Origin of the sequence: Pseudomonas sp. OA65 (assembly GCF_017498305.1) — a bacterium.
In the GTDB taxonomy this organism is placed as follows: Bacteria; Pseudomonadota; Gammaproteobacteria; order Pseudomonadales; family Pseudomonadaceae; genus Aquipseudomonas; species Aquipseudomonas zanjanensis.
The window spans coordinates 1-15681 of sequence record NZ_JAGDEZ010000046.1; the positions used below are offsets into that span (position 1 = coordinate 1).

General features: G+C 58.4%; 11 protein-coding genes, 1 tRNA gene and 1 pseudogene. 1 reads left to right on the top strand and 12 read right to left on the bottom strand.

The window, feature by feature from the left end:
• Positions 1 to 398 precede the first annotated feature (398 nt).
• From J3361_RS25450 to J3361_RS25490, 9 genes and pseudogenes are all read right to left on the bottom strand, one after another.
• Complete coding sequence (locus J3361_RS25450; RefSeq protein ID WP_207966867.1) at positions 399 to 644, bottom strand: hypothetical protein; 246 nt, start codon at positions 642 to 644, stop codon at positions 399 to 401.
• Positions 645 to 1865: 1221 nt separating this feature from the next.
• Positions 1866 to 3800, bottom strand: coding sequence for a methyl-accepting chemotaxis protein (locus J3361_RS25455; protein WP_207966868.1), 1935 nt, complete (start codon positions 3798 to 3800; stop codon positions 1866 to 1868).
• A 785-nt stretch (positions 3801 to 4585) separates the two neighbouring features.
• Positions 4586 to 6427 carry an integrase arm-type DNA-binding domain-containing protein gene (locus J3361_RS25460; protein ID WP_207966869.1) on the bottom strand — a complete coding sequence of 614 codons (1842 nt, stop codon included), beginning with the start codon at positions 6425 to 6427 and terminating at the stop codon, positions 4586 to 4588.
• Between the two features lie 222 nt (positions 6428 to 6649).
• Positions 6650 to 6725 (bottom strand) — tRNA-Gly (locus J3361_RS25465).
• A 63-nt stretch (positions 6726 to 6788) separates the two neighbouring features.
• The gene (gene pgsA / locus J3361_RS25470) at positions 6789 to 7349 is read right to left on the bottom strand and encodes a CDP-diacylglycerol--glycerol-3-phosphate 3-phosphatidyltransferase (RefSeq protein WP_018608070.1); all 561 of its coding nucleotides are present in this window, start codon (positions 7347 to 7349) and stop codon (positions 6789 to 6791) included.
• Between the two features lie 32 nt (positions 7350 to 7381).
• Complete coding sequence (gene uvrC / locus J3361_RS25475; RefSeq protein WP_207966870.1) at positions 7382 to 9205, bottom strand: excinuclease ABC subunit UvrC; 1824 nt, start codon at positions 9203 to 9205, stop codon at positions 7382 to 7384.
• 2 nt (positions 9206 to 9207) lie between these two features.
• The gene (gene uvrY / locus J3361_RS25480; protein ID WP_003200277.1) at positions 9208 to 9849 is read right to left on the bottom strand and encodes a UvrY/SirA/GacA family response regulator transcription factor; all 642 of its coding nucleotides are present in this window, start codon (positions 9847 to 9849) and stop codon (positions 9208 to 9210) included.
• A 127-nt stretch (positions 9850 to 9976) separates the two neighbouring features.
• The gene (locus J3361_RS25485) at positions 9977 to 10411 is read right to left on the bottom strand and encodes a GNAT family N-acetyltransferase (RefSeq protein WP_207966871.1); all 435 of its coding nucleotides are present in this window, start codon (positions 10409 to 10411) and stop codon (positions 9977 to 9979) included.
• Positions 10412 to 10433: 22 nt separating this feature from the next.
• Positions 10434 to 10646, bottom strand: a pseudogene (locus J3361_RS25490) (nitrilase-related carbon-nitrogen hydrolase); the annotation flags it as partial.
• A gap of 617 nt (positions 10647 to 11263) precedes the next feature.
• Between J3361_RS25490 and J3361_RS25495 the strand changes: the two are divergent.
• On the top strand, positions 11264 to 12325 hold the full coding sequence (locus J3361_RS25495; RefSeq protein WP_207966872.1) for a 3-deoxy-7-phosphoheptulonate synthase: 1062 nt from the start codon (positions 11264 to 11266) through the stop codon (positions 12323 to 12325).
• 234 nt (positions 12326 to 12559) lie between these two features.
• Here J3361_RS25495 and hcnC read toward each other — a convergent pair whose 3' ends face one another.
• The 3 genes from hcnC to hcnA are packed head-to-tail and all read right to left on the bottom strand — an operon-like array spanning position 12560 to position 15541.
• Positions 12560 to 13819: a cyanide-forming glycine dehydrogenase subunit HcnC gene (hcnC, locus tag J3361_RS25500; protein WP_207966873.1), complete on the bottom strand. Its 1260-nt coding sequence runs from the start codon at positions 13817 to 13819 to the stop codon at positions 12560 to 12562.
• Positions 13812 to 15221: a cyanide-forming glycine dehydrogenase subunit HcnB gene (gene hcnB, locus J3361_RS25505; RefSeq protein ID WP_207966874.1), complete on the bottom strand. Its 1410-nt coding sequence runs from the start codon at positions 15219 to 15221 to the stop codon at positions 13812 to 13814. Before hcnB ends, hcnC begins: the two co-directional genes overlap by 8 nt.
• On the bottom strand, positions 15218 to 15541 hold the full coding sequence (gene hcnA / locus J3361_RS25510; RefSeq protein WP_207966895.1) for a cyanide-forming glycine dehydrogenase subunit HcnA: 324 nt from the start codon (positions 15539 to 15541) through the stop codon (positions 15218 to 15220). The genes hcnB and hcnA overlap by 4 nt, the downstream gene beginning before the upstream one ends.
• Positions 15542 to 15681 lie beyond the last annotated feature (140 nt).

Sequence of the window (15681 nt, forward strand, 5' to 3'; positions counted from 1 at the left end):
AAGAACGGCGTTGTGGCTGCATGAAAGACCCGCTTAAAAGGCTAGAAATGGTGTCCACTTAAATCAGGTGGACACCATCGCCTTTGGCGTCGGGGTCAGGAAGGTGTGTTGGCCGGACGCATACAATCGAGAGTCAATTTGAATATGGTGTTCAACATTACTCCATCTGGGCCCCTAAGATGGTTAGATCGCAGCCGTGTGCCGCCAATTTTCGAGCCAGCCATCGCACAGGACAATGCAGCCCGTATGTGTATGGCTAATGACGGCAGCCCCAGGCACACCGAAAGGCGCGAACGGGAAGCGACTGTTAGTCTATGCAAGCAATCGAGATTACCTGCACGTTACCAGCGGTCAGGGCGCTCTTCAGAAAGTAATGAGAAGGACTTTGCAGAACGCTACTAGCTGCGACGGCCTGAGCCGGGAGAACCACCACGAACAGGACCATCCTTTCGCTCGTAATAACCGGAGAGGAGGTGCATTTCCTCCCTACTAATCCGAGCCTCAAGAGCTCTTATTTCTGCTGGCATACCAGCACCACGACCAAGCGGCATGTCTTCAAAACGTTTCTTGAGTTTCTCCAGGCTGTTCCGGAGTCGCTCAAGTCGCTGTTGGTGCGTCTCGTCAGGGTTATTTTTGGTGGTCATTTATGCCTGCCTCCGCCTGGTGATCCCCCACGGAAAACCTGGGTATTCGAATAAACAGTGTCACCCTCTCCAGGCTTGTAGCGAGTCTTCCGCTCGTTACGGCAACCCTCACACATAATCGGCGGATTCACCCAGTCAGCTCTATAGCTGAACTTGGTTGTCTTGCAGAAGCGACAGTTTTTGACAAGCCAACCGGTTTTTGACTCGGGTGGTGTTGGTTCAACGTATGGTGTTCTAGCTGGCGATGGGCTTGCCATTTCCATGGCGTCCTTCAGCTTCATCAATACCGCAAGATTCTTCGGATCCATGGCTACTGCCTCTGATATCACCTAAATCCGAGATTACCAGCGGCAAAGCGCCACCACCAGCTCAGTCTGTCGCCCTAACCGATGTCATGGCTAGAGCAATCGATTCTTTTCTGGGAGCATTTCTGCCGTTCAGAGACCATGGAAATGCATCGACTTCTGGTAAATTGCCACGCTCGGAGGCATATCTGAGGGCATGCTATGGATAGTTTGAAAAAAAAGATGCCCCTGCCTAAAGGACGTCCCCTCTGGCACCTTCTTTTCTACACAGACGCGACATTTGGCCGAGAGGCGATTTCTCGGATCATCGCAAGCCTTCACTCAAACTAGGAAAAAGCATTAATTTAGCTGAATAAATGGACGCATCAGTAATTCTCCTAGGAGCTGGAAGGCCCGTCAGACATTACCACTAAGAGAGTGTCTTAATAATCCCAGCCAGCTCCCAAAGATATAGCCATCATATGCGGAATAAAAACTCCGCGTCTTGGCTTTAACCTTCGTTTGACAAGGCCACATTAAATTCTCGAGGATTGAGTTTATCTTGGATCGGCACCGAATCGGACATAATGCAGTACATAAACCAAGAAACTTTATCCTTATACATAATGCGAACCAATCTCAGCCCTTAACCCCTCGCACAATCTAACCGCACCATCTTGAAAAGAGTTCCTTGAAGCAATGACACCTTTAAATTTTTCAAGATATTTGATCCAACTTTGATTCGAATTGGCCTGTAGATATTGCAATAATCGTCAAACTAAGCCTCGCTCATTTTCTGAGCCCAAAAAGGGTGAAGACGTATTTAGCACGGCCGAATTGCAACGGGAAGACCGAACGTACTTGGCTCTCTCAATGTCGCTGCCATGGCAAATCCAATTCCTTATGCAACTCCCCACCCTGTATAGCTATCAGTTACTCACCCCAACCTAAACCGGGCAATCTGCTGTTGCAACTGGCCACTCAAACTGGCCATCCCGGCGCTGGAATGGGCCGTTTCGCCACTGGCCTGTGCGGTTTGTTCGGAAATTTCGCGTACGCGCAATACACTGCGGTTGATCTCTTCAGCCACAGAGCTTTGCTCTTCGGCTGCAGTGGCGATTTGCAGGTTCATTTGCTGGATGCTGGACACCGCTGAGGTGATTCGTTTGAGAGCGGTACCAGCGTCTTTGCCCAGCACTAGAGTGTTGGCAGTGAGTTCGCTGCTGCTGCTGGTGAAAGTGGTGACCTTGTCTACGCCGTCCTTGAGCTTTCTAATCAGGCTTTCGATTTCGGTGGTGGACTGTTGGGTACGTTTGGCAAGGCCACGTACTTCGTCGGCTACCACGGCAAAGCCTCGGCCTGCTTCCCCGGCGCGGGCGGCTTCGATGGCAGCGTTGAGCGCCAGCAGGTTGGTTTGCTCGGCTACGGATTTGATCACATCCAACACGCTGCCGATCTGATCGCTCTCGTGCTGCAGCTGTTGCACGGCTTCGGAGGCCAGCGTCATCTGCAGGGCCAGACGGTCCATCTCGGTAACGGCCTGGTTGACCTTGCGGTCACCTTCTTGGGCTTCTTTCTCGGCGGCCTCGGCGGCGGATGAAGCTTGGGCAGCATTGGAGGCAACTTCTTGCACTGTGGCGGCCATTTCGTGCATCGCCGTGGCCACCTGATCGGTTTCGCTGCGTTGCTGGGCAGTGCCTGCCTTGCCTGCATTGGTGACCTTCAATAGTTCCCGGGATACGTCGTTGATCTGTACCGCGCCGTTGCCGATATGGCGGATCAGCCCGCGCAGGCTCTTGACCATGGCTTGGGCGCTCCTTTGCAGCTGGCCCAGTTCGTCGGCACGGTCGGTAACCACGTCTTCGCTCAGGTCGCCCTCGGCAATCCTGTTGGAGGCCCTGACTACGGCGTTGAGGGGGATGACAATCTGGCGGGTGATGATCCAGGCTGCCAGCACCGCGATGAACAGCGCTATCACTAGACCAATCAGCATCTGCGCCTTAGCGCTGCCTTCATCCTGGTTGCGGATGGTCATTTGACTTTCTTGAATACGGTGGCTAGCGTCGCGCATGACGGTGCCATGTTCAGACATATTCTGAGCGGCGGTTTGGCTAGCTACTATACCTTGGGTAAATGCGTTAAAAGCGGCGCGGTATAGCCCTAGGAAGTTGCCAGCGGTGATAAGCGACGCGCGCTGATCTTCCGGCGTGTCACTGGTCAGGGTTTTAAGATCGATGGTTACTTTATCCAAGGCATCGTTGGCGGCCGCGAGAGACTTATCGCTTTGTTCGAATATATAACCTCGGACCAAATAACGAATATGCAGCAGTTGCTGATAGGTACTACTCAGGCGCTGCACGAATTGAACCTGCTGAGCGCCAGGCTCTTCCGCAGCGTTTTTGAATAAGGCTTCCTGCAGCGCACCGAACGAACTGAAGGCATTATTGCCATTGCTCACTAACGTGGCGCGGGCATTGTCACGGCTGGCTTGGGCTGCGATCAGCTCGTTGAGGGCTTTTTCGTATAGCTGCCCGGCGGTTTGGATCTGTTTCAGTTCTGCGTGCTGGCTATCAGGCAAAGAGTCCAAGGCGCCGGCGATCTGCCGGTTGAGTTCGCCGATATAGGTTTGCAGCAGCTGGGCACTAGCCTTGTCGCCCTGAGCGATAAAACGCTCGCGTGTGATTTGGGCTTCGAGCAACGACGTTTCTATCTGGCTGACGGTGTTCAGGTCGTCGGCGCTTTTGATCATCCTGTTGGTGCTTTTTAGACCAATGGACGTGGTGATGACTGTCAGCAACAAGACTATACCAAAGCCCACAGTGAGCTTTTTGCTAACTGATAGGTTAGCAAGAGTTCCTTGAATCACGTTCATATACTAACTTCCTGAACTAAGAGGTTATTGTTATAGACCACACATTGGATACCGTTAGCTAAACGGGAAGCCTTGTCAGTATGAATAGTTAGCGACTATGAACGCGAAATCTTTAGCGAAACGGCGCTATGTCATCAGTTTCGCCGACCGATGACAGGGTAGCTCCAGGTGGTCGAGGCCACTCCGACGCATCCGGTGGCTGCGTGCCGCAGTCATCTGGACCTAGAAGCTCCGGGCATCACTTGGTAAAAGAAGCTACCACTATTGGACCACTGCTAGGCTCACCAAAAAGCCAGGCAGACGCCCTCCATTGTACTCAATGCCGATGGCTACCAGTACCATCAACGCTTGGTTGACCTGGCCGTGGGGCACATGAGACGTGCGGGATAATCAGGCCTGCATTATTGAGCCTCAATCATCAAGGCTTGTTTGTCAGGTTCTCACCAACAATGCAGCGGGCTAGACCCGCAACCGAGGCGATTTACCTGATCATTGACCACGCTTTTTCGATTGGCTTCGACAGAGTGGCTTGGCGATGTAGCTCACTAAATATGCCATCTCGAAGCGCTGCATTCCGACTAGGATCTTCCTTTGAAGACACATGGCGTCGGGCTCAAATTATAAAAAGGAGATGGCGCGATATCCCAGTCAAAACGTTTTTTGGGCATTTTTACCTCCTGCGGAACATTGACCGCTTCGCGCGTACTCATCAACGAACATCAGGGGAACGGGAGCTCGCCGAAAGCAGTATATCAATGGCGAGCCCCGTCAGCCCAGATGAACCATTATGTCCGTCCCAGGACACTGCAAACGATCCGCGCAGTTACGTCGAAATTCTCCAGAGTAAGCACATCAATTGGCGAACGCCCCCTAAGTCGTTCATGAGGCTCACAGACCGTCCGGTAAAGCCTCCAGGCATCGACATCCGGAACCCGCGCCAACGCAGTAAGTACCAACTTGTGCCGCAATGGATCAAGTTGCCAATCGGGAATGCGCTGACCGCGACTCCCCAGGCTCAGGGACAGCAGACGCCGAGCCTTGATATCACGGTTGATCTGATCTCGGGACTTGCCAGCCAATTTAGCAAAAACCAATAACGGCAAATTACTTGCGGCCTCATAGATGGCTAGCATCTCGGCACGTTCGCGCTGGATGTCAGACACGTGAGATTTATGCGGTTTTTCAGTCGGGACCGAAAGAGGTACGACAGGCGATTGGTGCGGCACGATAAGAGCTGGTTCGTTGCTAACCGAAGCCTTGGGCATCGAGACCGCTGTCACTGGAAAGGCGCCGTTGAACTGAATGGAATTCGCGCTCGCGTTTTCAAGCGATGGCAGCGAAGCGGCCCCTTCCAAACGGATGGTAAGCGGAGAGCTTGCCGCTTTCAGCTGACCCTGCCCCCACAGATCTAGACGGTTCGCCCAATCCTGCATCATGGTCCGACGCTGCTCGACATACTCCGCGTGATTGTAAGCCGCACTCACCTTATCCGGATCAGCATGAGAAAGCTGAGCATCCACCCACACCTTCGGGTATCCGATCTCGTTCAACGCCGTCGAGATCGTCGCCCTCATGCCATGACCGGTGAGTTGATCGGCGTACCCCATACGGCGTAACGCGCCATTCAGCGTATTCTCGCTGATGCGCTTGCTCAGGTCGCTTCGATGCGCAAATAGGTAGCGCTGTGCGGGGACAACTTGGTCCAGCATGTGACGCACGATCTCCAGTGCCTGAACCGACAGCGGCACGATATAAGGCGGTACATTTTGGGTCTGCTTACCTGGCTTCCGCATCGCTAGCTGGAGTTGTTTCACCACTTCCGCCGGTATGACCCACAAGCGCTTCTCCAGATCGAACTGGTCGGGTGTTGCCAAGCGCAATTCGCCCGTGCGGACACCGGTCAGCAGCAACAACCGAAGGCCAAGCCGAGTTTGGCTGGCGCCACCGTAGTTTCGAAGAGCAGCCATCAATGCCGGGAGCTCGTCCATACGAAGAAATGGATTGTGCGTAACCGGAGGTTTGGGGAGTGCAACCACATCAAGGTCTGAAGCTGGGTTGTGTTCCAGCCCCTCGATCTTCACCAACGCATAGCGGAACAACTGGTTAAACCAGGTCCGGCATTTTTCGGCGGTTGTTAAGGCCTTACGCTGTTCAATCCTGCTCAGCAAATCCAGCAGATCATGACGATTGATATCGTAGATAGACCGTCCACCGAGTATGGGCAGAACGTCTTTATTAAAGATTCTCAATATCTGCGAGAGCGTACTTTGGCGCCCTTCCTTCAGGCTCAGCCTGCGGAAATCCACCCACTGATTAAACACAGCCTCGAAGGTATGCTCTGTCGCAAAACGAACAGCAAGCCGCTGTTGTTTGCGATGCTCATAGGGGTTGATGCCCTGGGCAACCAAGGCACGTGCATCATCACGACGAGTACGGGCTTCTTTAAGCCCAATTTGGGGATAACTACCGAGGGACATGCGCTTCTGCTTGCCTGCCCAGTAGTAGCGGAAGAGCCAGACTTTTCCGCCTCTGGCCGTCACATTGAGCGTGAGACCATCACTGTCGCCGAGGGTGTAGTCAGTACCGGTGATTCGGGCGTGCCGAACTGTCATTTCTGAAAGTGCCATCGCGAGCTCCTGAACAGAGTCAGGGCCAGATGCTCATCTCGCTACACAATCTGCTCCAGCATTAAACCGATTCCGCGCTCGTCAGAATCCTGGACTCAATTCTGGACTTAAACGCACCGGATAGTGCTGGATTTCAGTGGTTCCCGCTGGAACGAAAAAAGGGCCTAAAGGCCCTTATTTCAATTACTTACAGAATTCAGTGGAACTCTGTAGCGCAATATTTGGAGCGGGAAACGAGACTCGAACTCGCGACCCCGACCTTGGCAAGGTCGTGCTCTACCAACTGAGCTATTCCCGCGTCTTGGTGTGGCGCATTCTATAGATTCAAATTACGCCGTCAACCCTTTGATTCAAAAAAGTTTTATTTCGGCTCAACATCCGTCCGCAGATGCGGCCATGCAGCGCGCAGGTATTGGACCATCGACCACAGCGTCAGGCCGGCGGAAACCAGCAGCAGTGCGTAACCCAACAGAACCCAGAAACTGAAATCCGAAGGGTTGGCCAGCAGGATCACCAGCGCGAGCATCTGCGCGGCGGTTTTCCATTTGCCGAGGTTCGACACCGCGACCTGGGCGCGGGCGCCCAGTTCAGCCATCCATTCACGGAGCGCCGAGACGACGATTTCGCGGCCGATGATCACCGCCGCCGGCAAGGTCAGCCAGAGGTTGCCGTGCTCCTGCACCAGCAGCACCAGGGCCACCGCGACCATCAGCTTGTCGGCCACCGGGTCGAGGAAGGCACCGAACGGCGTGCTCTGCTCGAGGCGTCGGGCCAGGTAACCATCCAGCCAGTCCGTTGCGGCGGCGAAGGCGAAGACCGAGGCGGAGGCCACGTAGCTCCAGTGGTACGGCAAATAGAACAGCAAAATGAAGATCGGAATGAGCAGGACGCGTAGAACGGTAATCAGATTTGGGATATTCATCGGCACAACTGGCTGCGAGGTTGACGGGCATTCTACTCGCTGTGCAGGTTTGCATAAATCGACTCAGCGAGCTTTTTACTGATACCGGGTGCTTTGGCTATCTCCTCGATGCTGGCACGAGACAGTTCCTGCAATCCACCAAAATGTTTCAACAAGTCGCGACGGCGCGTCGGGCCGACGCCTGCCACACCTTCCAGTGTAGACGTGCGGCGCGTTTTGCCGCGGCGGGCACGGTGTCCGGTGATGGCGAAACGGTGGGCTTCGTCGCGGATCTGCTGGATCAGGTGCAGCGCCGGCGAATCGCCCTTGAGGGTGAATTCATGGGCGGCATCGTTCAGGTACAAGGTCTCGAAACCGGCCTTGCGCGTCGCGCCCTTGGCCACGCCCAGCAGAATCAGGTCGGGGACCATCAGCTCATTGAGCACATCGCGGGCCATGGACAACTGCCCCTTGCCGCCGTCCACCAGGAGGATGTCCGGCAACTTGCCCTCCCCGTCCTTGAGCTTGCCGAAACGCCGCATCAACGCCTGGTGCATCGCCGCATAGTCATCGCCCGGCGTGACGCCTTCGATGTTGTAGCGGCGGTAGTCGGACTTGATCGGCCCCTCCGGACCAAACACCACGCAGGACGCCACGGTCGCCTCGCCACTGGAATGGCTGATGTCGTAGCACTCCAGTCGCTGCGGCGGCTCGTCCAGGTTGAGGACATCGGCCAGGGCATCGAACCGTGCCGCCACGTGTTGCCGGTTGGCCAGGCGCGCGCCCAAGGCCTGTTCGGCGTTGGTCACCGCCAGTTGCTGCCAACGGGCACGGGTGCCGCGAACGCGGTGGCTGATGGTCAGTTCACGACCACGAAGCTTGTCGATGGCTTCGATCAGGGCCGGGAAATCCTCATGGACCACATTGACGATCAACTCGGCAGGCAAGTCGCGTTCCGGACTGCTGATGTAGTACTGGCCCAGGAAAGCGGCCATGACCTCGGCCACGTCTTCCTCGATACCCACTTGCGGGAAGAAGTTCTTGCTGCCCAGCACGCGGCCGCCCCGCACGCTGATCAAATGCACACAGGCGCCGCCCGGGTTGATGAACGCGGCGATCACGTCAACGTCACCGCTGCCACCTTCCATGCTTTGCTGGTCCTGCACGCGGCGCAGCAGGCCGATCTGGTCCCGCAGTTCGGCGGCCCGTTCGAACTCAAGGTTGACCGCCGCCTCCTCCATGGCCGTCGACAGTTCATCGGTCAGCGCATTGCTGCGGCCTTCCAGGAACATCACCGAGTGACGCACGTCCTCGGCGTAGACCTGCGGCTCGACAAACCCCACGCAAGGCGCCTTGCAGCGCTTGATCTGGTATTGCAGGCAGGGCCGGGTGCGATTCTTGTAGTAGCTGTCTTCACACTGGCGAACGAAGAACGTCTTCTGCAACAGGCTGAGGCTTTCACGAATCGCCCCGGCGCTGGGATACGGGCCGAAATAGCGACCCTTGGCCTTTTTCGCGCCCCGGTGGATGCTCAGGCGCGGAAAGGCCCCGTCGGACAGAAACACGTAGGGGTAGGATTTGTCGTCGCGCAGCAGGATGTTGTACGGCGGGCGCCACTCCTTGATCAGCGTCTGCTCGAGCAGCAGCGCCTCGGTTTCATTGGCGGTGATCGTCGTTTCGATTTGCGCGATGCGCCCCACCAGGGCGGAGGTCTTCGGCGCGAGGCCGGTCTTGCGAAAGTAACTGGCCAGGCGTTTCTTGAGGTTCTTGGCCTTGCCGACGTAAAGCAGGCGCGCCTCGCTGTCGAACATGCGGTACACGCCGGGGCGACCGCTGCAAGTGGAGAGGAACGCGCTGGGATCAAACAATTCAGTCATGTTCAGGCGCTGGCATCGACCATGCCGTGGCGCACCGCCAGCAGTGTCAATTCCACGTCACTGCTGATCGAAAGCTTCTCGAAGATCCGGTAACGGTAGGTGTTGACGGTTTTAGGCGACAGGCACAGCTTGTCGGAGATGATCTGCACCTTCTGGCAACCGACAATCATCAGGGCAATCTGGATTTCCCGCTCCGACAGTGCGTCGAAGGGCGAATCGTTGGTTGGCTGGAACGACTTGATCGCCAATTGCTGGGCGATTTGCGGGCTGATGTAGCGCTGCCCGGCAAAAACCAGACGAATGGCCTGGACCATCTCGTTCAAGCCAGCGCCCTTGGTGAGGTAGCCCGCCGCGCCCGCCTGCAACAGCCGGGTGGGGAATGGGTCCTCTTCGCAGACGGTCACCGCGACCACCTTGATGTCCGGGTGACTGCGCAGCAGCTTGCGCGTGGCTTCCAGGCCGCCGATGCCGGGCATCTTGACGTCCATCAGCACCACGTCGGGCTTCAATTCACGCGCCTTGATCAGGGACTCCTCCCCGGATTCAGCCTGGCCAACTACCTGCAGGCCATCGATGTCAGCCAGCATTCGTGTAATGCCCGTACGGACGAGATCATGGTCATCGACCACTAACACCCTAATCAAGCAGACACCTCACGATTTGGTCTTATTTGGGTTGCACGACACCTTAGCAAAAAAGCATCCCGCAGACCTAGCGCAAAGGGACAGATAAAAGTTACAACGCATCTTTATCGGCACGGCATCCGAGGCTTCAAGCACCGGCGTCTCGCTGCATCCTCAGGAAACACTCGTCCTCGCCTACGACCCGCAGCCCCATGCGTTCGTACAGCGCCCTGGCCGGATTATCCTTGAATACCGTCAGGCGCAGCGCCGGCCTACGCTCCTGCCCCACCAAGTCCCAAACCTGTCCGATCGTCCAGGTACCGGCGCCCTGGCCGCGGAACGCCTGGTCAATCTGCAATTCGCGAATGTACAACGCCCGGGCATCACGGCTGAGGCTGACAAAACCCAGCGCCTGGCCTGCCCGGCTGATGATCCAGTTCTGGCGAATGATCCAGGCCAGGTCGAACGCTTCGTCCTGCCAGAGCAAATCATGCCTGAGGTAATAGGGAAGCATGTTGTCGCAGGTCAGTTGCCGGGCGAAATCGATATCCCCGTTCGTTGCGGCGCGCCACTCGAAGCTCATGAGGACCTCATCAACGGGGCGTTACCGGCGCGACTTGCCCGGCCCCCTCCGGCAGAACCGCCAGATCTGCCGCCAGGCCACGTTCGTAACCGGTGAGCGACAGCTCGGGGAACACCAGCAATTGCACATCCAGTCTGGCGGCAGCCTGCATGAAGCGCTGATGGTGCGCGAGGTTGGCCTTGACGTCCCCTGCGACGGAAATCGACTGGGCAGCGGCGAAGACTGGAGCGGTCATGGTTCATCCTTGGAGAACAATGCAAAGCTGAAGTTTGTCATAAAGCCCGACGGACTCAAGCCAAGGCGAACGATTGCATGCACACGATAGAATTTTCTGATTGAACCGGCGCCCCGCCCTCTAGTAAGCTCGGAGCCATTCATCGGAGACAGACCATGTTTAACGCCCTTTCACCGCTTAAAACCGCCAGCGCCCCGCGCTCGGTTGCGGCTGCCCGGGCGAACAGCGTTCAAACTCCGGTCAGCTTTTATTTTGGGTATTGGTTTAGCCACTGGCGCGCCTGATACCCAACCGGCGCCCACTTTAAACGGGTCGCCTTCCAGAGTTTTCCAAACCCCCGGTCGGCCTCCCGACCGGGGGTTTTGTTTTTTTCAGGCCCCAAACATTTGCAGCATCAGACAACTTGAGGATTGAGCCATGAACTACGCCACTTATTACCGTTACGACAGTTTTTCCGCCTGGCGATTTACCAACCACCGTTCGGGACAGCCTGCCGCCTCCGATCGGTCACCTACCGGTGGCAAGCCTCAATTGCGGGCCCATACGGCCAATTGTCGAACACCCCACTAGGACCGGCGCGCGGGAACGAACCCGCCACCCGTCCAGGAAGCCAAATCATGAATTCGTCCATCTCCGCTTTGCCGCTGTCCACGCTCAACCCTGCCAACGAAGCCCTGACCTTGCGTCTGCCCAGCTCGTTGCAACTCAAGCAGCAATTGCCGCTCAGTACCGCATTGAGTCACCAAGTGAATGCCCATCGCCAGGCCATCCGCGCGATCCTCGACGGAGAAGATGCCCGCCTGCTGGTCATCGTCGGCCCTTGCTCGATCCACGATCCGAAATCCGCCCTCGAATACGCCGTCAACCTGGCTCGCCTGGCCCACGAAGTGAGCGACAGCATGCTGCTGGTCATGCGTGCCTACGTGGAAAAGCCCCGCACGACCGTGGGTTGGAAAGGCCTGGCCTACGACCCTGGCCTGGATGGCAGCGATGACATGGCCGCTGGCCTGACCTTGTCCCGGGAGCTGATGCGCGAAGTGCTGCAACTGGGCTTGCCCGTCGCCACCGAGCTGTTGCAACCCATGGCCGCCAGTTACTTCGATGACCTGCTCAGTTGGGTCGCCATTGGCGCGCGCACCACCGAATCGCAGATCCACCGGGAAATGGCCAGCGGCCTGGGCATGCCGGTAGGGTTCAAGAACGGCACGGACGGCGGAGTCGGCATTGCCTGCGACGCCATGCGCTCTGCCGCCCACCCCCATCGGCATTTCGGCGTCGACAGCCAGGGGCATCCGGCGATCATCCAGACGCCAGGCAACCCCGACACCCACCTGGTGCTGCGCGGCGGCCATCATGGGCCGAACTATGACCGCCAGAGCGTCACGCAGATACACCACGACCTGACCCGCCTGAAGATACCGGCGCGTATCATGGTGGACTGCAGCCACGCCAACAGCGGCAAAGACCCGTTGCGCCAGCCCCAGGTGTTCAATGACGTGCTGGAACAACGACTGCAAGGGGACCGTTCCCTGATCGGCATGATGCTCGAAAGTCACCTGTTCGAAGGCTGCCAGCAGCTGGGCCCGTCGATGCGCTATGGCGTCTCGGTCACCGACGGTTGCCTGGGCTGGGAGTCCACTGAACTGCTGTTGCGTGAGGCTCATCGCAAGCTGCAATGACTACCCATAGGTGCTGGCTGACCCGACGCCATCGCGAGCAGGCTCGCTCCCACAGTTTTTGTCCCCGGGTGACTGGGGGGATATGTGTTCGCCTCAATCCCTTGTGGGAGCGAGCCTGCTCGCGATAGCGGTGTACCAGTCGACATTGATGCTGGCTGACCCGGCGCCATCGCGAGCAGGCTCGCTCCCACAGTTTTTGTCCCCGGGTGGCTGCAGACTGTGTTCAGCAACTACTCAGGCCAGTTCCACTTCCTTGGGCTTTACCGTTGGCGCCACTTCGAAGCGATCCGCCAGGAACGGCGTGATGTCCAGTGGCAGGGGTTCGTTGTTCACCAGCTTGTCCAGCAATACCCCGGTGATGGCCGAGGTCAGGATGCCGGTGCGGAAATGCCCGCAGGCGTTGAGGTAGCCCTCCACTCCGCGCATCGGTCCGAGGATCGGCAACTCATCGGGCGAACCCGGGCGCAGGCCGGCCCAGGTTCGTTTCAGGTTGATGTCCACCAACTGCGGGATACAGCGCACCGCGCCTTGCACCAGCCCTTCGATCTCCGGATAAGTCGTGGTCACGTCGAAACCTTTGTCTTCCGTGGTGCTGCCAATCAGGATTTCACCGTTGTCCTTCTGCGCCACATAGCAGTCGCTGGTGGTCAGGCAACCGTTGAGGATTTTCGGCATGCGTTCGGTCAGCAGGATCTGGCCCTTGACTGGCTTGACCGGAATCCGCACGCCTGTGGCCTGCTCGCTCAGGTCCGCCGCCCAGGCACCGGCGGCGTTGATCAGGGTCCGGCAGTTGAACGTCCCCGCCTCGGCGGTTTTCACCCCGGTCACCCGCGTGCCGCTGCGCAGCACTTCGGTCACATGGGTGTTGAAGAACAGATCGACGCCGTTCTGCCGGGCGCCTTCGGTGTAGGCGTCGGCCAGGCGGAACGGGCTGACCTGGTGATCGCAGAGAAACTCCAGCGCGCCAAGGGCCTCATGGCTGACATTCGGCTCTGCCGCGCGCAGGGCCGCCTGGTCAAGCCAGCGCACCTGGTCTGCCAAGTGAGGAATGCAGGCGACAATGTGCTCGGCATACAAACGGTCTTCGTCGTCGTAGATCACGAACTTGAGCCCGGTCTCTTCAAACTTGAAATCCATGCCGTGACGGTCGATCAATTCGCGGTGCAACTGCGGATACATGGCGTTGGACTGCAAGGCGAAATCGAAGAACGACTGGGGCAGGATGTGCGGGGTGCTGGCATCCACCGCCACAGCGGCGCCCTGGGTCTGGCGCTTGCGGTTGGCCGACATCATGCGAAAGAAGATCACCCCGCATCCCAGGCCCACCGACTCACCGATGGCCCACAGCCCACCCGCCGAAGCCCGGGTCGCGTTGCCGGGGCGCTTGGCGTCGATCAGGGCGATCTTCAAATGTGTGCGCTTGGACAGTTGGTAGGCACACGAAGCCCCGATCACACCGCCACCAGCGATGACCACGTCATAGTCCTTAATCATGGGAAACGGCCTCCGTGGCGACGTTCTGGAACGCTGAAAAGGGAATCGGATCGATGGGAAAACGCGGCCTCAGCCAACCGACGTCGGTGCGACCGGTGGCTTCGCGCAAGCGGTCGCTGCAATAACCAACGCACATCCGTCCCTGACAATCGCCCATGCTCACGCGGGTGCGCATCTTCAGGCTGGCCATGTCCTGCACGCCTTGCTCCAGCGCCCGGTCGATGTCGGCGCGGGTGGCATGCTCACAACGGCAGATCACCGTATCGGCGGCCGGCAAGGCGGTTTGTCCGGCGCCACGCTGGGTGTAGCGATCCACGGCGGCGCGAAAGCGAATGATCCGCTGCAGTTGCGCCTGGTAGCGTTCTCGTTGGGCCAGGGCCTCGGACGGATCGAGTACGTTGCGTTGCGTGAGGATCGACAACGCCGCGATGCGCCCGCTGAGCATGGCCGCTTCACCGCCACGAATCCCGCCCACGTCGCCGGCCAGGTGAATGTGCGCTTCGCTGCTTTGTTGCCAGGCGTCGGACACGGCCCGCAAATAGCCGTCCTCGCTGAAACCATGCTCCAGGCCCATCTGTTGGCTCAATTGAGTCCGCGGGATAAATCCGTAGCCAACCGCCAGGGTCCGGGCCGGCACCTGTTCGGCGCGTTTGAGGTCGGGTTCCCAGGTCGTGGAGTAAGGCGCGACGGTGACGTGGCTCAACTCGCCCTCGCCGTCAGCCTGTACCACACCCCAACCATAACGCACGGGTATGCGATTGCGCTTGAGGTAGGCCAACATGCTCAGGCCATCGAGGAACAACTGCGGCTTGTTCAGCAACGCCAGGCTTTCCTTGGCGATCCGGCCGAACGCGCAGGCTTCGAAGACCCCCGCCACCGCCACGCCCGCAGCGTGCAGTTGGCAGGCCACCAGCGGCAGCAACGGGCCGGTGCCGGCGATCACCACCGGGCTCGGCGGCCTGACCACGCCGCTCTTGATCTGCAATTGCAGGCCGCCGAGCATCATCACCCCCGGCAGCGTCCAGCCAGGAAACGGCACGCTGCGTTCGTGACAACCGGCCGCCAGGACCAGATGGGAATAAGCGACCTCCCCCAGACGCTCGTCGGCATCCAGCAGCATCAGCGCCCGGAAGCCTTCGGCGCCGATGACCCGGCTACTTAATCGCACGTCGACCAGGCCGGCGTGTTGCTGGAATTCACCGTGGAGTTTCTCCAGGGCTTCGCTGTAGCGCGGCCCCAGGTAATCGAGGCTGACGCCATCGCGCAACGGCCCGCGATACACGACGCCACCCAGGCGCGGCGCTTCCTCGAGCAGCGTGCAACGGACCCCGTGGGAGGCCAGCTCGATGGCCGCCGCCATGCCCGCCGGCCCACCGCCGACGATTACCGGATCGAGGCTCATGGCGCCTCCGTTTCGGTGATGCGGTTGACCCGGGTTTCGATCTGCATGCCAGGACGCACCAGGGTCTGGCAGGCACGGCGCTTGTGACGACCATCGATCTTGACCAGGCAGCATTGGCACACACCCATGCCGCAGTAGGCGCCGCTGATCTGGTCGTGGTCGTTGCGGGCCACCTGGCGTTGCCCCAGGGACTGGATGACGGTAAGCACGGTTTCCCCGTGGGCGGCGTTGACGACTTGCCCATCCAGGCGCACCGTCATGTCGGCGCGGGTCAACGGCTGGATATCGAATGTTCGGCGTAGAACGTCTTGAGGTTGCATCATGCTGCTCTTCCTTGAAGGTTCAGTGAAGTTTCGGCTCCTTGCGGCACACATCCACCGGTTCGCGTCGGCACCCGGCAACAGCGCACCGAAGCGGGGCAACAGACGCGACATGATAGTGCGCACGAAATTCATGTTAG